This is a genomic window from Sulfurospirillum cavolei (assembly GCF_001548055.1).
Classification (GTDB): Bacteria; Campylobacterota; Campylobacteria; order Campylobacterales; family Sulfurospirillaceae; genus Sulfurospirillum.
In genome coordinates this window covers 185,839-204,451 of sequence record NZ_AP014724.1, presented here as the reverse complement: position 1 = coordinate 204,451, position 18,613 = coordinate 185,839, and the positions used below count along the sequence as shown (strand labels likewise).

General features: G+C 43.5%; 19 protein-coding genes and 5 tRNA genes. 14 read left to right on the top strand and 10 right to left on the bottom strand.

Annotated features, from left to right (window positions below; translation table 11 throughout):
- Nucleotides 1-158 precede the first annotated feature (158 nt).
- The 9 genes from UCH003_RS01115 to folE all read right to left on the bottom strand — a co-directional run bounded on the left by UCH003_RS01115 (nucleotide 159) and on the right by folE (nucleotide 7,907).
- Nucleotides 159-1,223, bottom strand: a complete 1,065-nt coding sequence (locus UCH003_RS01115; protein WP_082709118.1) for an ABC transporter substrate-binding protein — start codon at nucleotides 1,221-1,223, stop codon at nucleotides 159-161.
- A 31-nt stretch (nucleotides 1,224-1,254) separates the two neighbouring features.
- Nucleotides 1,255-1,734, bottom strand: a complete 480-nt coding sequence (locus tag UCH003_RS01110) for a L,D-transpeptidase family protein (protein WP_060825085.1) — start codon at nucleotides 1,732-1,734, stop codon at nucleotides 1,255-1,257.
- Nucleotides 1,735-1,785: 51 nt separating this feature from the next.
- Nucleotides 1,786-3,003 carry a molybdopterin molybdotransferase MoeA gene (locus tag UCH003_RS01105; RefSeq protein ID WP_060825084.1) on the bottom strand — a complete coding sequence of 406 codons (1,218 nt, stop codon included), beginning with the start codon at nucleotides 3,001-3,003 and terminating at the stop codon, nucleotides 1,786-1,788.
- Nucleotides 3,000-3,446 carry a molybdopterin synthase catalytic subunit gene (locus tag UCH003_RS01100; protein WP_060825083.1) on the bottom strand — a complete coding sequence of 149 codons (447 nt, stop codon included), beginning with the start codon at nucleotides 3,444-3,446 and terminating at the stop codon, nucleotides 3,000-3,002. Before UCH003_RS01100 ends, UCH003_RS01105 begins: the two co-directional genes overlap by 4 nt.
- Nucleotides 3,447-3,449: 3 nt before the next feature.
- Nucleotides 3,450-3,671, bottom strand: coding sequence for a MoaD/ThiS family protein (locus tag UCH003_RS01095; protein ID WP_060825082.1), 222 nt, complete (start codon nucleotides 3,669-3,671; stop codon nucleotides 3,450-3,452).
- 50 nt (nucleotides 3,672-3,721) lie between these two features.
- The gene (locus tag UCH003_RS01090; RefSeq protein WP_060825081.1) at nucleotides 3,722-4,708 is read right to left on the bottom strand and encodes an iron-sulfur cluster assembly scaffold protein; all 987 of its coding nucleotides are present in this window, start codon (nucleotides 4,706-4,708) and stop codon (nucleotides 3,722-3,724) included.
- A 33-nt stretch (nucleotides 4,709-4,741) separates the two neighbouring features.
- Nucleotides 4,742-5,932 (bottom strand): NifS family cysteine desulfurase, encoded by a 1,191-nt coding sequence (locus tag UCH003_RS01085; protein ID WP_060825080.1) that lies wholly within the window; start codon nucleotides 5,930-5,932, stop codon nucleotides 4,742-4,744.
- A gap of 95 nt (nucleotides 5,933-6,027) precedes the next feature.
- Nucleotides 6,028-7,332, bottom strand: coding sequence for a flagellar protein export ATPase FliI (gene fliI, locus UCH003_RS01080; RefSeq protein WP_060825079.1), 1,305 nt, complete (start codon nucleotides 7,330-7,332; stop codon nucleotides 6,028-6,030).
- Nucleotides 7,332-7,907 carry a GTP cyclohydrolase I FolE gene (gene folE / locus UCH003_RS01075; RefSeq protein ID WP_039673935.1) on the bottom strand — a complete coding sequence of 192 codons (576 nt, stop codon included), beginning with the start codon at nucleotides 7,905-7,907 and terminating at the stop codon, nucleotides 7,332-7,334. The genes fliI and folE overlap by 1 nt, the downstream gene beginning before the upstream one ends.
- Before the next feature lie 129 nt (nucleotides 7,908-8,036).
- Between folE and tig the strand changes: the two genes are divergently transcribed.
- The 14 genes from tig (at nucleotide 8,037) to UCH003_RS01005 (ending at nucleotide 18,226) form a co-directional block, all read left to right on the top strand.
- The gene (tig, locus tag UCH003_RS01070) at nucleotides 8,037-9,332 is read left to right on the top strand and encodes a trigger factor (RefSeq protein WP_060825078.1); all 1,296 of its coding nucleotides are present in this window, start codon (nucleotides 8,037-8,039) and stop codon (nucleotides 9,330-9,332) included.
- Complete coding sequence (gene clpP / locus UCH003_RS01065; protein WP_039673939.1) at nucleotides 9,332-9,922, top strand: ATP-dependent Clp endopeptidase proteolytic subunit ClpP; 591 nt, start codon at nucleotides 9,332-9,334, stop codon at nucleotides 9,920-9,922. Before tig ends, clpP begins: the two co-directional genes overlap by 1 nt.
- Before the next feature lie 21 nt (nucleotides 9,923-9,943).
- Nucleotides 9,944-11,026, top strand: coding sequence for a GGDEF domain-containing protein (locus UCH003_RS01060; protein WP_060825077.1), 1,083 nt, complete (start codon nucleotides 9,944-9,946; stop codon nucleotides 11,024-11,026).
- Nucleotides 11,023-11,538 carry a peptide deformylase gene (gene def, locus UCH003_RS01055; RefSeq protein ID WP_041963775.1) on the top strand — a complete coding sequence of 172 codons (516 nt, stop codon included), beginning with the start codon at nucleotides 11,023-11,025 and terminating at the stop codon, nucleotides 11,536-11,538. Before UCH003_RS01060 ends, def begins: the two co-directional genes overlap by 4 nt.
- 2 nt (nucleotides 11,539-11,540) lie before the next feature.
- Complete coding sequence (locus tag UCH003_RS01050) at nucleotides 11,541-13,079, top strand: YifB family Mg chelatase-like AAA ATPase (protein WP_039673945.1); 1,539 nt, start codon at nucleotides 11,541-11,543, stop codon at nucleotides 13,077-13,079.
- An 8-nt stretch (nucleotides 13,080-13,087) separates the two neighbouring features.
- Nucleotides 13,088-14,482, top strand: a complete 1,395-nt coding sequence (locus tag UCH003_RS01045; protein WP_039673947.1) for a bifunctional ADP-dependent NAD(P)H-hydrate dehydratase/NAD(P)H-hydrate epimerase — start codon at nucleotides 13,088-13,090, stop codon at nucleotides 14,480-14,482.
- Nucleotides 14,473-15,063, top strand: a complete 591-nt coding sequence (purN, locus tag UCH003_RS01040) for a phosphoribosylglycinamide formyltransferase (RefSeq protein ID WP_060825076.1) — start codon at nucleotides 14,473-14,475, stop codon at nucleotides 15,061-15,063. Before UCH003_RS01045 ends, purN begins: the two co-directional genes overlap by 10 nt.
- Nucleotides 15,053-15,847 carry a thiazole synthase gene (locus UCH003_RS01035; RefSeq protein ID WP_060825075.1) on the top strand — a complete coding sequence of 265 codons (795 nt, stop codon included), beginning with the start codon at nucleotides 15,053-15,055 and terminating at the stop codon, nucleotides 15,845-15,847. The genes purN and UCH003_RS01035 overlap by 11 nt, the downstream gene beginning before the upstream one ends.
- Before the next feature lie 75 nt (nucleotides 15,848-15,922).
- Nucleotides 15,923-15,999: transfer RNA gene (locus UCH003_RS01030), tRNA-Pro, on the top strand.
- Between the two features lie 24 nt (nucleotides 16,000-16,023).
- Nucleotides 16,024-16,100 (top strand) — tRNA-His (locus UCH003_RS01025).
- A 22-nt stretch (nucleotides 16,101-16,122) separates the two neighbouring features.
- Nucleotides 16,123-16,199 (top strand) — tRNA-Arg (locus UCH003_RS01020).
- A gap of 18 nt (nucleotides 16,200-16,217) precedes the next feature.
- Nucleotides 16,218-16,294, top strand: a tRNA-Arg gene (locus UCH003_RS01015).
- Nucleotides 16,295-16,309: 15 nt separating this feature from the next.
- A tRNA-Leu gene (locus tag UCH003_RS01010) sits at nucleotides 16,310-16,394 on the top strand.
- Between the two features lie 95 nt (nucleotides 16,395-16,489).
- Nucleotides 16,490-18,226: a site-specific integrase gene (locus tag UCH003_RS01005; RefSeq protein WP_144440968.1), complete on the top strand. Its 1,737-nt coding sequence runs from the start codon at nucleotides 16,490-16,492 to the stop codon at nucleotides 18,224-18,226.
- Here UCH003_RS01005 and UCH003_RS01000 read toward each other — a convergent pair.
- Complete coding sequence (locus tag UCH003_RS01000) at nucleotides 18,217-18,573, bottom strand: hypothetical protein (protein WP_144440967.1); 357 nt, start codon at nucleotides 18,571-18,573, stop codon at nucleotides 18,217-18,219. The genes UCH003_RS01005 and UCH003_RS01000 overlap by 10 nt on opposite strands.
- Between the last annotated feature and the right edge of the window lie 40 nt (nucleotides 18,574-18,613).

Here is an 18,613-nt window from a genome sequence, read left to right as displayed (position 1 = left end):
GCTTATCCACGGAAAATACGAAGAGTGCCGAAGCAATATCCGCCTCAGCAGACACCTTGTATCATATGAATGTTGAGCTCAAAGAAGAGATCGCGATTTATAAAATATAACTGCCAAAGCGAATTTTTGAGCGAAAATTTCTTACATGTAACTCTCGTTTATCGCGGTGGTGGAATACCTTGTATGATCATTTTCGCCTCTTCTTTGCTGAGAGGATAATCAAAAAATCGTGTGTAAAAGGAGATGGTTTCGTGTTCAATATCGAATGTCTTGAATAGTTCAGGATAGAAGATTTGTGCCGCCCATTGCACTTGTAAAATTGCTTCGGCACTGTATCTGTCCCAAAAAAACATTCCTTTAGGGTTGATATAAACTTTTTTTGTTCGCACTGCGGCAAGCGTTTTAAATACGGGATTGTCTAAAAAATCACTCGCTTGAACACTTCTAGAAGATGCTCCGATAATGACAATGTCAGGATTCCATGCAACAATTTGCTCCATCGAAACTACCTTATTGGCGCCTTTGAGTTCACTTGCGACATTAATTCCTCCTGCCAAACGTATCCAAGCATCCATCATCGAATCTGAACCATCGGCAACATACGACGCTCCTATCCCGCTTAGATGTAAAACTTTCGGCTTTTGATTTTGTGGAATGGGTTTGAGTTTTGCTTCTATGGAGCGTGTTACCTCTTCTAAATACGTAGCATACGCCTCTGCCTTGATCAGTGCTTTTTGCCCCAAAACTTTTCCAGTGAGTAAGACCGTTTCTTTCAAGGAGAAAAAATCGGTTAATGAAAGCTCAAAAACATTCAGCCCAAGGCTTTTAAAAAGCTCTCTATTTTTATTGCCGGAAGAGACAAAAACGACGTCAGGCTTCGCTTTGAGCAACTCTTCCATCGACCCCATTGCCCCAGAATCTGTACTAAACGCTACCGTAGCTTTTTGCATATGTGGATTGATTTTATACAGCCATGGGCACATCTGCGGTGTAACGATAGTGGCTACGATTTTATCACCCGATCCTAGCATCGTCACAATCGCATTATGTGCAGGCCACGCATCGGCGATACGCTCTATCGAATGAGGAAAGCTTACACTGTTATTGGCAGCATCAGTCCAAGTCTGCTGGGCAAAAGCAGACACGTAGCCAATCAATAGCATAAAAAAGATATAAATACCCTGCTTCATAATGCGCTCCAACGGTAAAGAGGTTTCATTCATACTGTTTACATGTAAAGTATTTTACTATCACTCATGGTCGAATCTCAATTGGTGTTCCTTCGTCAATAGAGTTCCAAACTAAATCCATATCACTGTTTTTGAGAGCAATGCATCCATTGGTCCAATTGAAAAATTGCATTATAAAAAAAGCCCAGCCAAAACCATTCTTTTGTCCATGAATCATAATAGCACTACCAGGAGAGACGCCCAACTTATTGGCAATCTCACTGTCGTGTTTATTAGGATAAGAAATATGAATAGCTTTATAAAATGCACTATCTTGCTTTTTATAATCAAGTGTATAAAAACCCTCAGGAGTTCGCTTATCGCCTTCTTGCTGTTTGTGACCACTAGGCTTGGAGCCAAACACTACGGCATAAGTTCCTATAGGATGATTTTCTTTATAAAGTGTAAGCGTTTTCTCTTGCTTCTTCACAATAACCAAATCAGCTTTTTCCATGGAAAATAAAGAACAAGAGATAAGTGTTAACATCAACCATACTAACTTCATAATATTCCAAATTTAAAATTTTTACATGTAAAAAATGGTATTGCCAGACGTTTAAATATCCAGCAACACCACGTCGACCATCTCGCCTTTTTCGATTTTTTGCACGTCTTTTTCAACGCGTAAAAGCACAGGATTGTCTAAAAGATTGTTGAGAATGGCGCTACTGCCCTCTTTTTTGCCTTCTAAGTCAACCACGAGTTGTCCCTCAGAAAAACGAAGATTGCAAGCGGTAAATTCGACGAATTTGGAGCGTTTTTTGTAGAGTTCGCCCATGTAAGCTTTGATCGTTGGCAGTGCGAACGTTTGTGCGCGCATTTTACGAAGCAAGGGTGCGATAAATAAAAACGTACACACCGAAGCGCTGTAAGGAAAGCCTGGAAGCGCGTAAATGTATTTGTGACCTGTTTTAACAACACGTATATGGCGTCCGGGTTTCATGTACGAACCATCGATGATATTTTCGATTTTCATATCGGTGAGAATACTCTGGATAAAGTCAAAATCCCCCACACTTCCGCCACCTGTGGTGATGACGATGTCGCTCCACATCAAGGCTTGCCTGAGCTGTTGCTCGATGAGTGCGCGATCATCGCGGATCAGTTTAAAACGCATGCACTCACAGCCTAGTTGGCGCAAAATCGCCTCAACAGTGACATGGTTGGAACTGCGAATCTGGGCACTAGAGACTTTTGGCTCACCAAAATCTAAGATTTCATTGCCTGTGGAGAGAATGGCAACGCGAGGACGCATAAAGACTTCAACTTGCACCATGCCAAGCTCTGCCATCACACCAATCTGTGCAAAGCCGATCTTGGTACCTTTTTTAATCAGCACTTCGCCCGCTTTGTAATTCTCGCCGATAGGACGTACCGCAAAACCTTTGGAAACGGCGGAGGTAATGCGAATCGCGTCGTTTTCGACTTCGACGTTCTCGATGGGAATCAGCGTATCGCTTCCTTCGCTCATCAGCGTTCCGGTAAAGGTTTTAACGCATTGACCTTTGGTCACGACGTTGCGTGCTTCCTCTCCGGCAGGAACGTAATCGCTGATCGTCAATTTACCCAACTGCTGATCGACGAATCGAATCGCATAGCCGTCCATCGAAGCAGTTTCATGGGTCGGATTGTTCTCTTTGGCGACAATATCGACGGCTAAGATGCGCCCTAAAGCATCCGCGACAAAAAGATTTTCACACCCGAACTCACAATCGATCGAAGCCTCTAACGCCTGAAGCGTTTCGTCAAAAGGGGGAAAATGCGTGTTATTCATGCATCCGCCTTTAAAAGACCGTGTCCTTGAAGCAGATGCGAACGCTCTTTGGCATACACACGCTTTCCGCCGATAAGATCGTACTTCCAAATTGGAGCATTGGCTTTAAAGTCTTCCACAAAATCATTAATCATCGAAAGAGCGACTTTGCGTTTAGGGGAGACGACAGCGGCGATATAAGAAGAGGTGTGATTGGGCACGTCTCCGCGTGAATGCGCCATCAAAAAGTAAGCATTTTGCGCTTTGGCTTTTTCTTGCCAAGCATTAAACCAGCTGTTTAAGATGGGCTCGTAAATGTCAAAACTCAGCCCCTCAATGCCATCTTCGTCGCGCACGATGCCCACAAAAGGAATGAACGCACCGTAGTTTTTATCGCTAATTTGATCGTACCAAGAAGCCAAAATACTTTTGACATGTAAGGATCCCTCGTGAAGTTCCAGCATGTTTCAACCTCCGCAAACAGGAGGAAGCAAGGAGATTTTATCGTGAGAAGAGACGGGCACGTCCGCCTCGCAGACCAAAGTATCGTTGATGGCTACGGCGCAGATGCTAAGCCATTCTTGAAGCTCTTTGTCTTCTTTGAAAAAGCTTTTGAGTTCACTGAGGTTTTGAATATCGACTTCGATGCTTGCTCGGCCTATCGGGCCTAAAAATTCGACTTTTGCCACGCACTATCCTTCCAAATAAAGAGGCGTTAAAGGCAAAAGCCTTTAACGATTTAAACAGGTAATATTCGTATATTTTTACTTAATTTCTCTTGTAAAACCGCTTCGATAGCAAAAAGCGTCCCCGTAGAGCTGCTCGCACATCCGCTACAAGCGCCCAAATAACGGATATAAACGTCGCTCATACCCTCACTTTCTTTAATATCGAGGATTTCAAGATTGCCGCCGTCCATTACAAGCATCGGACGAATATTTTCATCGATCACTTTTTCGATCTCTTGGAATTTCTTAACGACGGTCAAGTCGTCGAAATTAACCGTATGCGTGCCCTCGACTTTAACGTTGGACATCGCAAGCAAACGGTCGTGCTCCATCTCGGCGCGCGTATCGCGTAAGATATCTTCCAAATAGTACTCGCGTGCTTCATGACCGCCCGGTTTGATACAGGATTTACAAAACGCACCCGCTTTGGTGTAGTTCGTAATCTGCTCGACGGTCGTAAGGTTGTTGATGCGAATTACCTCTTTGATCGTCCCAAGGCTGACGCGCGCACATTCGCACACGATGATCTCGTCTTCAAACGAAGCCGCATCCACGCCTTTAAACGAAGCGGCGGCGGCTTTGATAACATCGTACGCCATGACCGAACAGTGCATTTTTTGAGGCGGAACGGCCGGAACGTCAGGCGTATCGCGCATTGCTTTTTCAACGTCGATGTTGGTAATTTTAACTGCTTCGGAGACGGTTTTGCCGATGCAAAGCTCCGCCATCGTATCCGAACTCGCAATCGCCGTACCGCAACCGAAACTTTTAAATTTCGCCGCTTTAATAACTTCGGTCTTTTCGTCGACGATCCAGTAAAGGCGCACGGCATCGCCGCAACTCTCCGCACCGAAATCGGCAATGATAAGCTTACCGCCCATCCATTTAGCGTCTTCTTCGGTTAACTCACCCATGTTTTTTGGGCTATTCATCAAATCTTGAACTTTTTGGCTGTACTCTTCCCAAATAGAGCCGCCGATCAAACTGTCTTTTGCCATTTTTTATCCTTTAAAATCTTTACATGTAAGGTTTTACAATCGACTCACGTGCCACTCGGGCGCATAAGCGTACGTACTGGAAATTGCTCTTAATCTTTCAACGGCTTTGTAAATCACATTGATAGCATAATCAATCTCTTCATCGGTCGTAAAACGCGATAACGAAAGTCGAAGTGCGGTATGTGCAAGGTCGGCTTCCGCGCCGATGGCTTCCATAACTGGATTGGATTCCAATGCTTCGCTGGCACACGCACTTCCCGTACTCGCACCGATACCGTTTTGATTGAGGTCCCACAACATTGCTTCGCCTTCAATGCCTTTGACGCTGATTAAAATCGTGTTGGGTACGCGTTGTTCTTTGGTGCCGACGACAAACGTCTCGGGGATTTTTAGCAATGCGTCTTCGAGTTTATCGCGAAGGCGTCTAACGTTGCTTTTTTCAAAATCAAGAGCGGCAACGGCAAGCTCCATCGCTTTGCCCATACCGACGATACCGGGAACGTCAAGCGTTCCGCTACGGCGTCCGCCCATATGCTCGCCGCCGTGAAAAAACGGAGTTAAGGCTTGCCCGTTACGAATGTAAAGTCCGCCTATTCCTTTAGGACCGTGAAATTTGTGTGCGGAAAAGCTTAAAAAATCAACATTGGCTTTTTTAACGTCGACGGGAATTTTACCGATGGCTTGCACCGCATCGGTATGAAACAAAACGCCTCTTGCTTTACAAATGGCACCGATCTCCTCGACGGGGAAAATCATACCCGTTTCGTTGTTTGCCCACATAATGGAAACCAATGCGGTTTGATCGGTAATCGCGTTTTTAAGGTCTTCCACGTTAATGACGCCGTCGGTATTGACCGGAAGGTAGGTCACGTTAACGCCCAGACTCTCCAAAAATTTACAGGATGCTCCGACGGCAGGATGTTCCACTTCGCTCGTGATGATATGATTTTTATCGCCATGCAGAATGTAGTCGTTGTACACGCTTTTGATGACCCAGTTATTGCTCTCGGTCGCACAAGACGTAACAACAATATCGTCTTCGTCGCCGGCGTTAATACCCGCATAAAGTTGATCCATCGCCTTGCGTAACGCCGGATGGCTTTCGCTTCCGAATTGATGTAAAGAGTTCGGATTGCCGTATTTTTCGCAATAATAAGGCTTCATCAACTCGAATGCCTCGGGGTCGAGCATCGTTGTCGCATTGTTATCTAAATAGACTCGCATAAATTTCTCCGTCCGAATAGGATAAACTTTATCCTAATTTATTTTTTTGAATACTATTACTTTCTTTATTAAAAAAAACTAAAAATTTTTAACCATTAATTGACTATTTGTTTCAGATCATTGATCGTCGCTTCAAACGCAAACGCTTCTTCGGGGTTTTGTTGTAAAAATTGATTCATCTTCTCTTTTTTGCTAATCGCCAAGTCTAACTCTTTGTCGTTACCTTTTTCATACGCTCCGATGCGAATGAGCACTTCGTTCTCTTTTAAAATCGAGTTTAACCGCTTAAAACGCATCGCCGCCTTTTTGTGATCGCTATCGATCACGTCGCCCATAACCCTTGAAGCACTGTTTTGAATATTGATCGGAGGATAAATCCCGTAATCCGTCAACTCTCTGCTTAAAACGATATGCCCATCCAAAATACTTCGGGACTGATCGGCAATCGGATCGCTTAAGTCGTCGCCCTCAACCAAAACGGTAAAAAACGCCGTAATCGAACCTTTGCCCTCCTCTTTTCCGGCACGCTCCATCAGTTGCGGTAGCAATGCCAACACCGAAGGCGGATACCCTTTGGACGTCGGAGGTTCGCCCAAAGCAAGACCGATTTCCCGTTGCGCCATCGCAAAGCGCGTCACCGAATCCATCATAAAAAGGACGTCTTGTCCTTGGTTTTTAAAATATTCCGCCACGCTCATGGCACTAAAGGCTCCGTATTTTCGCATCAACGGCGAATCATCGCTGGTTGCGACGATAATGACGGTGTTTTCCAAATTGCCGCCGAGGTTTTTTTCGATAAACTCGGGAACTTCGCGTCCCCGTTCGCCGATAAGCGCAACCACTTTAATCGGGGCTTCCGAACCTCTGACGATCATGCCCATCAAGGTCGATTTTCCGACGCCGCTTCCGGCAAAAATACCCATTTTTTGCCCTTTTCCGCAGGTCAAAAGTCCGTCGATCGTTTTGACGCCGACGCGAAACGGCTCGTTGATCAACCCTCGTTTCATCGCGTCTAAAGGCGCTTTCATGATCGGTGCTTGCGAACTTGCACCTATTGTTCCTTTGCCGTCTTTGGGTCGAATGAAAGGATCGACCACGCGCCCTAAAAGCTCTTCGCCTACCGGAATCATCATGCCTTGTTCGCTGATAAAGACTTTATCGCCGATTTTAAACCCTTCGATAAAGCCGAACGGTGAAATATAGAATGTCGTTCGATTGACTTCGGTAATCATCCCGAGTTCGCTTTTATGTCCGTCCAAGGAGACGATTTTGACGATATCGCCGATGCTAGGTCTAAGTCCGCATGCTTCGATAGTTGTCGCACTAATTTTGGTAATCGTGCCGAACATCGGAGAGAGGCTTTTGCTTTGCAGTTTTTCGCGTAGACGATTGAGCGGCATTAGTAACGATTCGCCTGCGGTGCATTGATAATATCAAAAAACTCTTTGCGCGTATCAGGCTTCAGAAAAAGCCCACGTAATGCCGATGTCGTAGTGTTGGAATGTGTTTTTTCTACGCCGCGCATCTCCATGCACATGTGACGCGCTTGAATCACGACGCCGACCCCTTTAGGTGCAATAACGTCGTCGATCGCTTTAGCGATTTGTTCGGTCAGTTGTTCTTGGATTTGAAGGCGTCTGGCGAACACGTCGACCATACGCGGAATTTTGGAAAGCCCTACGACTTTCCCGTTAGGAATATAAGCGACATGTGCACGTCCGATAATCGGTAAAAGATGGTGTTCGCACATAGAGTAAAACTCTATATCTTTAATGAGAACCATTTGATTGTTATCGCTTTCAAACAATGCTTCGCCTAAAACGTCGTTGGGGCTTTGTGTATAGCCTTGCGTCATATATTCATAGGCCTTAAAGACGCGAGTCGGCGTTTTTAAAAGCCCTTCGCGCTTTGTGTTTTCGCCGATGATTTCAAGCATCGTTCTAACGGCATTTTCAAACTCTTCTTGTCTGTGCATTTTTCTTCACTTTATTTCGTAATTAAGACGACTTATTCTATCCGCTTTTTGCTTTTTAATGGATAAAAAGCGAGTTAAAAGCTAATTTTTGCTATATTTGAGCAAAATTTTATATCGAAAAGGGATTTTATGCAAATTAAAGTTAACCGTACCAATAGTGCTAATGCTGCCGTCGAGGCAACCATTTCACCGGCGCTTTTGCAAAAAAAAGAAGAGAAGATGCTCGCATCGGCGGCGTCCACTATGAAAGTTGACGGATTTCGAAAAGGAAAAGTACCTACGCATCTTGTAAAAGCACGCTTCGGCAAAAAAATTAAAGAAGACGCACAAACAGACGCTTTACGCGAACTTTACGCCAAAGCATTGGAAGCATTAGACGTTAAAGCCGAACTCGTCGTCGGAGAGCCTAGTTTTACGAAATTTGAAGAAAAAGAGGGCGGCTTAGAGCTTGTCATGAAACTCTCTTTCAGACCGACGGTTAACGTAGAAGGATACAAAGAGTGCGTTCCCGAATACAAAGCACCCAAAGTGACCAAAAAAGAAATCTCCGAGCGTCTTGAAAAAACCTTGGCTCTCGTTGCCGATCTTAAAACCGTTGAAGAAAAAAGAGCGGTAAAATCGGGCGATTTCGTCGTTATCGATTTTGAAGGCTTTATCGACGACGTAGCGTTTGAGGGCGGCAAAGCCGAAAATTATACGCTTGAAATCGGAAGCCATTCGTTTATTCCCGGTTTTGAAGACGGCATTATCGGTATGAAAGCCGGCAAAAGCAAAGACATTGAAGTAACTTTCCCCGAAAATTACGGCAAACAAGAACTCGCCGGTAAACTCTCCGTCTTTAAAGTAACACTTAAAGAGATTAAAGTAAAAGACGTTCCCGAAACTCCGAGCGAAGAGATGATCAAACGCTTACTTCCGGGCGTCGAAAACCCTACGCTTACGACCTTAGAAGAGCAAATTGAAACCGAAATTCGTAACGAAAAATTGGCAAAACTTTTCAACGAAGAGGTTAAACCCAAATTCGTTGAAACGATTTTGGAAAAAATCGCATTAGATCTTCCCGAAAACATCGTCGATCAAGAGATTGATCTTCAGATGAGAAGCGTTTTCGGAAAACTCAGCGAAGATGAGATCAAAGAGTACTCTTCCAATCCCGAAAAAATCAAAGAAAAACGCGAAGAATTTAGAAACGATGCCGAGAAAAGCGTTAAACTAACGTTTATCGTCGATGAGCTTGCTCGTGCCGAAGGCATCAACGTCAGCGATCAAGAAGTGCTTCAAATGATCTACTTTGAAGCAATGCAACAAGGTGCCAACCCAAAAGAATACCTTGAATTCTACGAGAAACAAGGCGTTCTTCCGGCAATTAAAATGTCCATCATTGAAGAAAAACTCTTCAACAAGCTTTTTACTAAAGGTAAATAATGAGCTATTATGTCCCTGTCGTTATTGAAAAAACGGGTCGAGGTGAGAGAAGTTACGATATTTACTCTCGCCTCTTAAAAGATCGTATTATTATGCTAAGCGGCGAAATCAACGACGTCGTCGCTTCTTCCATCGTTGCGCAACTGCTTTTTTTGGAAGCCGAAGACCCCGAAAAAGATATTTATCTTTACATCAACTCCCCGGGCGGCGTGATTACCAGCGGCTTTAGTATTTACGATACGATGAACTACGTCAGACCCGATATTTGCACGATTTGTATCGGGCAAGCCGCTTCGATGGGAGCTTTTTTGCTCAGCTCCGGTGCAAAAGGGAAACGTTACGCGCTTCCCAACGCACGCATCATGATCCATCAACCTTTAGGCGGCGCGCAGGGACAAGCAACCGACATTGAGATTCAAGCCAAAGAAATTTTACGCATGAAACAAGTGTTAAATGAAATTTTGGCAAAAAATTGTAATCAAAAAATGCCCAAAATCGTCAAAGACACCGAACGCGACTTTTTCATGAGCGCGGAAGAGTCTTGCGAATACGGTCTTATCGATAAAGTATTGGATAAGAGCTTTAAATAATATTTCATAAGAAGGCGCGTTATGGTTCGTTTCAACAAAGAAAAGGGTGCAACGGGTGTTTATACGATCGATACGAAAGAGGATGCCTTAACGGTAGCCCCGACTATCAAAGAGCCCGTCGTTCCGCAACAATCTAACGCCGAACTTGAGAAATTTTCCGCCCAAGTCCTTAAAGTGTTGGGGGATGAAAACATTCCTCCGACACCGAGTAATTTTCAAATTTACTTTGACAAGCTCTTGGAAAACAAACCTGCCGCATTTAAGAAGCGTATTAACGAGTTTTTAGACCTTGAAACGACCAACAACGACGAAAATCACGTGAAAATCGAGCGCGAAATTAAAGAAGGTTTTTCTCAAATTAAAAATATTATGCAAGTCGTCTCAACCGTTTATCGCAACTTGGGCGTTATGCAAGATATCGTGAAAAAACGCTCCAACCAATTGGAAACCAATCCGAACGCGCTAACGTTGCAAAATATTATCGCTTCTTTCACGACGGATTTAAGCAAAATGTTCGAACTCACGACCAAACAATTGGATCTTTTGAAAGAGTATTACCAAAAAGCGACGACCATTTTACAAGAGGTCGATAACCAATCCATTTTCGATATTAAATACGGCGTTTACAACCGACGTTATCTTTTAAAATCACTCGAAGACGAACTGAAACTTATTCAAAATTACGCGCATCCGAGCTCTTTGGTGTTGGCTCGCGTCAAAGAGAGCGTTCTTGATTCGATTGCGGTCAAAAAAGACAAAGATACCGTCGTACGCAATATTGCGAAGCTTTTACTGAAAACATCGCGCCGAAGCGATATCGTCGCGCATTTCGGAGACGGTATTTTTGCGATGATTTTAAAGCATACCGACTTAACGGGTGCCAAAAAAGCATGCGATCGTATCAGCGATTTGGTTTATCAAACCAGCTTTTTTGTCGGAACATCCGAAATTGAAACCGATATCGAACTTTCCATCACGGCATTGCAACCCGAATACAGCGCCGAAGAATTTTTAGCGGCAACGCTCGAAGGGCTACCGCATACGGGTAAAAAATTTATCCCTTACGTGGTCTGTACGCCTTCTTTACAGGAAGAGGAAGAATGATTTTAGAGATTTTAGTCTATCCCCATAAACTTTTACGCGAAAAATCCAAAGACGTCACGGTATTTGATAGTACCTTGCATACGCTTTTGGATAACATGTACGATACGATGGTATTTAAAGAGGGTATCGGATTGGCGGCTATCCAAGTCGGCTTCCCGTTAAACGCTCTTCTAATCAATCTCGTCGACGAAGACGGATTGCAAAAAAAAGAGAACCTTTATGAGATTCTCAACCCCGAAATTCTAGAAAAAGACGGTGCCGTCGTTTATCAGGAAGGATGCCTTAGCGTCCCCGGATACTACGATGAAGTCGAACGTGCCGCCCACATCAAATTAGCCTATTACGACCGCTACGGACAACGCCATGAAGAGGAGTTTCGCGATTTGATGGCAATTGCCGTTCAACACGAAATGGATCATCTTCGAGGGCATCTTTTTATTGAAAAGCTCTCCTATTTAAAACGCAAAAAATTTGAAAAAGAGTGGAAGAAAAAACAAAAAGAAAAGGCGTAACGATGGAAGAAGCTTCTGCGCTTTCCAACGTCAAGCATGCCAAATGCGCAACGTTTTACGCCAATAAAGCCTATCGCGTCGACGTCGAGTCGACTTTCGTTCGAGCACTTCCGGGATTCTCTATCGTCGGGCTCGCAGACACGGCCATCTTGGAGTCTCGCGAACGTATAAAATCGGCACTTTCCAGCATCGATTTTCACTTTCCGGCGCAAAAAATTACCGTCAATCTTTCACCCTCCGATCTTAAAAAAGAGGGAAGCCATTTCGATTTGGTCATTGCTTTATTGATCGCAATGCAAAAAGAACGCTTTACATGTAAGGATTTTTTTGTCTTTGGCGAACTGGGTTTGGACGGCAGGGTCAAAAAAAGCAATGCGATCTTTCCGATCGTTTTATCGCTTGCGTCTCAGCAAAAAGACCTTCACGTCTTGGTTCCCGACGAACTTTTACGGAAAATAGCGCATATTCCGGGTATTCATGCTTTTGGCGTTGAAACGCTTCACGATGCCCTTCTTTTTTTCAAAGAAAAACGTTTTGAGCAAACTACTCCGATCTTAAACGAATCTTTTTTATGCGAACATAGTATGAGCATCGGCGGCAAAGAGTACTTTTACGAAGCTCGTTTTCCGCTCGATTTTAGCGATGTTTTGGGACAACACCGCGCCAAACGTGCGCTTACGATCGCCGCGGCAGGAATGCACAATTTTCTCATGGAAGGTAGTCCCGGATGCGGAAAGAGTATGAGCATTAAACGCTTACGCTATATTTTACCGCCGCTTTGCATCGAAGAGATTTTAGAATCCAACGCTTATGCTTCTTTGGAAAACGAAGAGACGGCACTTTGTGCCCTTCGCCCTTTTCGTTCGCCGCACCACACCTCTTCGCGTCCTTCCATTTTTGGAGGCGGATCGTCGCAAAGTAGAGCCGGAGAAGTGGCACTAGCCCATAACGGCATTTTATTTTTCGACGAATTTCCAAACTTTTCCAAAACCGTTTTAGAGAGTCTTCGAGAGCCTCTAGAAGATCATCGCGTTTTAATTTCGCGCGTCAACACGAAAGTTAGTTATGCTACCAAATTTCTTTTTGCCGCCGCACAAAATCCGTGTCCGTGCGGAAATTTACTGAGTCGCACGCACGAGTGTCGTTGCAGCGAAACGGAAATTGCCCGCTATAAAAATCGTATTTCAGAACCCATTATGGATCGACTCGATTTATACGTACAAATGAGCGAAGAGCATTCCAAAGAGAGCGGATTGAGCTCTTCGGAGATGTTTGAGCAAGTTTTAAACGCCTTTAAGATGCAAAAGGAACGCGGGCAAGAAGAGCTAAACGGCAAACTTTCCGAAGCCGAAACGATGCGTTACTGCCTTTTAGACGACGAAGCACAAGCAAGTCTGGAAACGGCAAGGGAACGTTTAGGGCTTTCGGCTCGTAGCCTGCATAAAGTGCTACGTGTTGCGCGCACGATCGCCGATTTGGCGCAAGCTCGACTCATTGCCAAAGAACATATGGTCGAAGCTTTAAGTTTTCGCAAACGTTAGGAGAAACCATGCGCTATATTTACGAAAAAACGGATTTTTTAGACGCTCGTTGTTACGATGCATTTGCGCTCTGCTCCGAAATTTTAATGGAACACGCAGGATTAGCACTTGCTAAAGCGGTTCAAAAGAGATTGCCGTGGAATAAAAAAGCACTGTTTATCTGCGGAAGCGGTCATAACGGCGCGGACGGCATCGTGGCGGCACGGTTGCTTCACGGCACATGCGATGTCGCGATTTTGTGTCCTTTCGAACTCAAAACGCCGCTTGCGCGGCTCCAATACGAACGTGCGCAAAAACTAGGCGTACCCGTCGTTTCGGAATTGATCGATGCCGACGTTTACGTCGACGCACTTTTCGGAGCCGGGCTCAATCGACCCTTAGATATACCTACATGTCAGCTTTTAGAAACAATCAACGCTCAAAAAGGCTACAAAATCGCTTGCGATATTCCAAGCGGGATTCAAAGCAATCTCGCTTTAAGCGATACCCTCTTTCGTGCCGACGAAACCGTAACGATGGGCGCATTGAAACTTGCGCTGCTTCACGATAACGTCAAAGACGTCGTCGGTAAAATTAAAGTTGCGACCTTAGGTATCGCCCATACGTTTTACGACGTACCGAGTCCTTACGTTTTGATACAGAAAAAAGATTTGAAGTTACCGTTTCGTCGTTCCAAAAATAGCAATAAAGGCACTTTCGGACATGTTGCGGTGCTGCAAGGCCCTAAAGAAGGAGCGGCACGGCTTGCGGGTATGGGTGCATTTCATTTCGGTGCCGGTTTGGTAACCTTAGTCGGCGAAAAACCGAAAAGATTACCCGTTTATCTGATGCACGACGCTTCCATACCGCACAACGCCAACGTTGTCGTTGCAGGTATGGGATTGCTCGATTTCGATACGTCTGCGATCAAACAACGGCTTTTAGACAACGATCTTCCACTCGTCATCGATGCCTCTTTATGCTACCATCCCTTCATTAAAGAGATCGTTGCGTCTTGCAAACCCGTTGTGCTAACGCCGCACCCCAAAGAGTTTAGTGCCCTTTTAAAACTGCTCTGCGATGAAGAGGCCGACGTCGAAAAGATTCAATCCAACCGTTTTGCTTATGCAAAAACCTTTAGTGAACGTTTTAAACATATCGTCCTCGTTCTCAAAGGAGCCAATACGATCATTGCCTATCAAGGCGAACTTTTCATTAACGCATACGGACGACCTTCTTTAGCCAAAGGCGGAAGCGGCGACGTACTCGCGGGCATGATCGGAGCACTTATCGCACAAGGATATGCACTCAAAGAAGCGGCTATTCAGGCTTCTTTAGCCCATGCACTCGTCTCGCGAAAACTTACATGTAACAATTTTGCCCTCACTCCCGTCGACATTTGTAAAGGTCTTAAATGGTTATAAAAAAAATTGCGATTCTCTTTAGCGGTACAGGGAGTAACCTCGAAAAACTCCTCGCCGATTTACATCACAAAACATTTCAACACTGTCGTATCGAAGTAGCAACGACCATCTGCAACCGTCCCGATGCCCAAGGCATTGAAAAATCCCGCCGTTACGGAATTGAACCGTTAATTCTCGACCATACGCAGTATGCTAATCGCGAAGCGTTCGATGAAGCACTTGTGCACGCTATTCGTGCCAGCGGTGCCGAATTAACCGTTTTAGCGGGTTTTATGCGCCTCTTAACGCCCGTTTTTACGCAAAATATTAAAGCACTCAATTTACACCCCTCTTTGCTTCCGCTTTTTAAGGGAGGCAATGCTATAAAGGAAAGCTTTGATTCGCCGATGAAGGTTGCCGGCATTAGCGTGCATTACGTTAATGAAGAACTTGACGGCGGCAAAATCGTTGCGCAACGTTGTTTTGAAAAGACGGAAGGGATGAGTTTTGAAGCATTTGAAGCTAAAATTCACGCTTTAGAGCATGAACTGCTTCCTCTAACCGTCAAAAATTTATTGGATAGGACACACCATGAATCATGATACCCTAAAAGTCGGAAATATCGAATTTGCAAGTCGTTTGATCGTCGGAAGCGGCAAATACCCCGATTTTCAAACCACGAAAGACGCCACGGTTGCTAGCGGCTCAAAGTTAATTACGGTCGCCGTTCGCCGCGTCAATATTACCAATCCTCACGAAGAAAACTTATTGGATTATTTCAAGGGTACGGACATCAAACTGCTCCCAAATTCCGCCGGCTGTACGACCGCCGAAGATGCGATCACACTTTTTAGAATGGTACGGGAAGCTACGGGAATCGACTTGATTAAACTCGAAGTCATCGGCGATACGGCAAAAACACTTTATCCCGATGTGATGGAAACGCTTAAAGCATGTGAAGTTTTAGCCAAAGACGGCTTTACGATTATGACCTATACCAACGATGATCCGATTATGGCAAAACGTTTGGAAAACGCCGGAAGTGCTGCCGTAATGCCCTTGGCCTCTCCGATCGGAAGCGGTCTTGGTATCCAAAACCGTTATAACGTTCTTTTTATTAAAGAAGCCGTGAGCATTCCCGTCATCGTCGATGCAGGTATCGGCTGTGCCAGTGATGCGGCAATTGCAATGGAAATCGGTGCAGACGGCGTTTTAACGAATACGGCGATTGCTCAAGCCAAGAACCCGATTTTAATGGCTGAAGCCATGAAATATGCCGTATTGGCGGGACGTGCAAGCTATCTCGCCGGACGTATCGCCAAAAAACCGTTCGCTACGGCAAGTTCGCCCACCGAAGGTCTCATAGAATTTTCTCCCAAAGCTTAATCTTTTAGCTTGACAAAAGGCTGGAATTTGGCTAGAATTTCAGCCTTAAAAAGACCAGTTTGTTTTTTTAAACGTCGGGGCGTAGCGCAGCCTGGTAGCGCACCTGGTTTGGGACCAGGGGGTCGAAGGTTCGAATCCTTTCGCCCCGACCATGTAAAATAATGATAAAAATGATGGTGGGCGTAGCTCAGTCGGTTAGAGCATCAGGTTGTGGTTCTGAGGGTCGTGGGTTCGATCCCCATCGCCCACCCCATTATTTTTAAAGTGCAGTTTATGCGCTCGTAGCTCAATTGGATAGAGCAACGGACTTCGGATCCGTAGGTTGTAGGTTCGACTCCTTTCGAGCGCACCACCTTAAAGCCGAGACTTTGCGCTCTTAGCTCAGCTGGATAGAGCAACGCCCTTCTAAGGCGTAGGTCACACGTTCGAATCGTGTAGGGCGTACCACCTTAATACTTATGTGCGGATATGGTGAAATTGGTAGACACGCCAGACTTAGGATCTGGTGCCGAGAGGCGTGGGAGTTCGAGTCTCTTTATCCGCACCACTTTTTTCTAAAATCCCCTATATATCGACTTTCCTGAGCTTAGTATTTTAAAATGTTGCACTTTTTGTTGCACTTTTCATTCGAAAGGTCTCAAAGTGCGCTATCTCTACTTTCAAAAAAATCGTTATTTCTTTAAACGTAAACGTCCCTTTACAGCGGATAATATTGTAATTTCTCTGCAAACAGATAGTTTATCTGTGGCTAAAACCCTTTTAGCTATGATAACCCCTAGAATCCATAAACTTTTTATCTATTTAAAGGCTAACCCCATGTATAGCGAAAATGTTAAGAAACTGATTGAAACTTACATTAAAGAAGCCATTATCGAGTATTCGGAATTAGAAAATGCGAGACATACAGCATTTAACTTTATGGACGAAGAAGGCAAAAAATTTGGAGGGCATAGCGAAAAAGCGATTGATAGAGCTTTAGAGTATATTATCGAAATTCTCCAACGCCCCGAAGACGACACGGAACTTCATAGTTTTGCTCAAAGCATTTTAGAGCGAAGCAATATCAAATCCAGTGATCTTACAAACTTAACCGAGCAAGAACGAAAGGATTTTATCTTTGAAATAATCAAAGCGGAATTTAATGTCCTAAACTACGATAAAGAACGTAATCAAAAACGCCTTAATGAATATCAAAATTTTAATGTCGCACCTTCCTTTTCTTCTGTGGTAACGCCACCACAAGATACTCTGAGACAAATACCAGAAAAAAACTATTTTGCCAAAACAGCTAAGAAGTGCTTAGAAGAATACGCTGCTTTAAAAACACTCAAAAATAAAGAATTTTTTCGTAATCAGCGTGATATAGAAATGTTCATTGAATTAACCGACAAAGAATATTTAATTGAAATCACACACGACGATCTTAATACTTTTTTAGAAGATTTCAGATATTTACCACCAAAAGAAAAAGAGTATATTGCACTTTATAAAAAAACCCCTCTGAAAATCATCTCTGCGCGTTCAAAAGAAGAGCATTTTAAAACTTTATCTCCTAAAACTCTCTCTATGAAGCTCTCTAATATCAATGCGTTTTTAGATTATGCCATTTCCAGTGAACTCTTAGATACAAACCGCCTCAAAACAAAAGTCAAGATTACAAAACCAAACCCTGCACATGACAAGAAAAATGATATTCGCAAAGCATACACAAATGAGCAACTAGAAAAACTCTTTAATGAATCAAGTGCTTACACGAAAGATTTCGAAAAAAATATTTCTACTCGCCCTTCACGAATTTGGATACCACTGATTTTGCTCTATCATGGATTTAGAATTAATGAAATTGCCCAAATTAGACTAGATCAAATCACCAAAAGAGAAAATATTCCTATATTTAAAATTTCTTCCGAATATGCTGATCAAAAATTAAAAAATATCAGCAGTGATCGCAAAGTTCCTATTCACCCTAAGCTTATTGAATATGGGTTTTTAAAATTTGTGGAAAATCAACGCCAAAAAGGTTGTGTGCGATTATTTCAAGACTTATATCATATAAAAAATAAAGGTTACGGACAAGCATTTTCTAGATTCTTTAATAAAAAACCATTTAAAAAAGAGTGGCTTTCTGCTGAGACACTTGAAAAAATGGAAGCCAAAGTAATTATGCTTGATTTGCATTCATTCAGACATAATTTTAATAGCTCATTACAAGGAAAAGTTGCAGACAGTGTCCGTGACGAATGTATGGGACATGAATCACCTAAAGGTTATAGCTATAAGGGAGGCGAAATGAAAATATTATTGGAAACTATTTCCAAATGCAGTTATGATCTTAATATCTCTGAGCTTGAAAATAAACTCAAAAAACACTACTCTTGATTCAAGGTAGTGTTTGACTCTTGTACTACTTCATATTTTACGTCAGAAACTTGAACTTTTAGCGTATCAATAATCACTGGATTATTTTCGTCAAAAGGCTCTTCGGGGAAAAGGGGTTTAGCTGATTTTCGTTTTTCTTCTGCTTCTTTTTCTTCTTGTGTTTCGGATAGTGCACCAATGCCATATATAATTCCACCTGTAGCTACAGTTACTACTGTAGAAATAGGCTCACCACTATTATTGGCAACTGCTAGATTCCCACCAAATTGCTTCATATCTTTTGAGCTACATGCAGAAAAAAGAATAAGAACAAAAAAGCTTATAATAAAACTACTCAAATATTTCATATAAACCCACCAAATAATAATTTTATGAAATATTATATAT

Coding starts and splice junctions, on each gene's coding strand:
- UCH003_RS01115 (WP_082709118.1), bottom strand. CDS start 1,223: ATGAATGAAACCTCTTTACCGTTGGAGCGCATTATGAAGCAGGGTATT.
- UCH003_RS01110 (WP_060825085.1), bottom strand. CDS start 1,734: ATGAAGTTAGTATGGTTGATGTTAACACTTATCTCTTGTTCTTTATTT.
- UCH003_RS01105 (WP_060825084.1), bottom strand. CDS start 3,003: ATGAATAACACGCATTTTCCCCCTTTTGACGAAACGCTTCAGGCGTTA.
- UCH003_RS01100 (WP_060825083.1), bottom strand. CDS start 3,446: ATGCTGGAACTTCACGAGGGATCCTTACATGTCAAAAGTATTTTGGCT.
- UCH003_RS01090 (WP_060825081.1), bottom strand. CDS start 4,708: ATGGCAAAAGACAGTTTGATCGGCGGCTCTATTTGGGAAGAGTACAGC.
- UCH003_RS01085 (WP_060825080.1), bottom strand. CDS start 5,932: ATGCGAGTCTATTTAGATAACAATGCGACAACGATGCTCGACCCCGAG.
- fliI (WP_060825079.1), bottom strand. CDS start 7,332: ATGCCGCTCAATCGTCTACGCGAAAAACTGCAAAGCAAAAGCCTCTCT.
- folE (WP_039673935.1), bottom strand. CDS start 7,907: ATGCACAGACAAGAAGAGTTTGAAAATGCCGTTAGAACGATGCTTGAA.
- tig (WP_060825078.1), top strand. CDS start 8,037: ATGCAAATTAAAGTTAACCGTACCAATAGTGCTAATGCTGCCGTCGAG.
- clpP (WP_039673939.1), top strand. CDS start 9,332: ATGAGCTATTATGTCCCTGTCGTTATTGAAAAAACGGGTCGAGGTGAG.
- UCH003_RS01060 (WP_060825077.1), top strand. CDS start 9,944: ATGGTTCGTTTCAACAAAGAAAAGGGTGCAACGGGTGTTTATACGATC.
- def (WP_041963775.1), top strand. CDS start 11,023: ATGATTTTAGAGATTTTAGTCTATCCCCATAAACTTTTACGCGAAAAA.
- UCH003_RS01050 (WP_039673945.1), top strand. CDS start 11,541: ATGGAAGAAGCTTCTGCGCTTTCCAACGTCAAGCATGCCAAATGCGCA.
- UCH003_RS01045 (WP_039673947.1), top strand. CDS start 13,088: ATGCGCTATATTTACGAAAAAACGGATTTTTTAGACGCTCGTTGTTAC.
- purN (WP_060825076.1), top strand. CDS start 14,473: ATGGTTATAAAAAAAATTGCGATTCTCTTTAGCGGTACAGGGAGTAAC.
- UCH003_RS01035 (WP_060825075.1), top strand. CDS start 15,053: ATGAATCATGATACCCTAAAAGTCGGAAATATCGAATTTGCAAGTCGT.
- UCH003_RS01000 (WP_144440967.1), bottom strand. CDS start 18,573: ATGAAATATTTGAGTAGTTTTATTATAAGCTTTTTTGTTCTTATTCTT.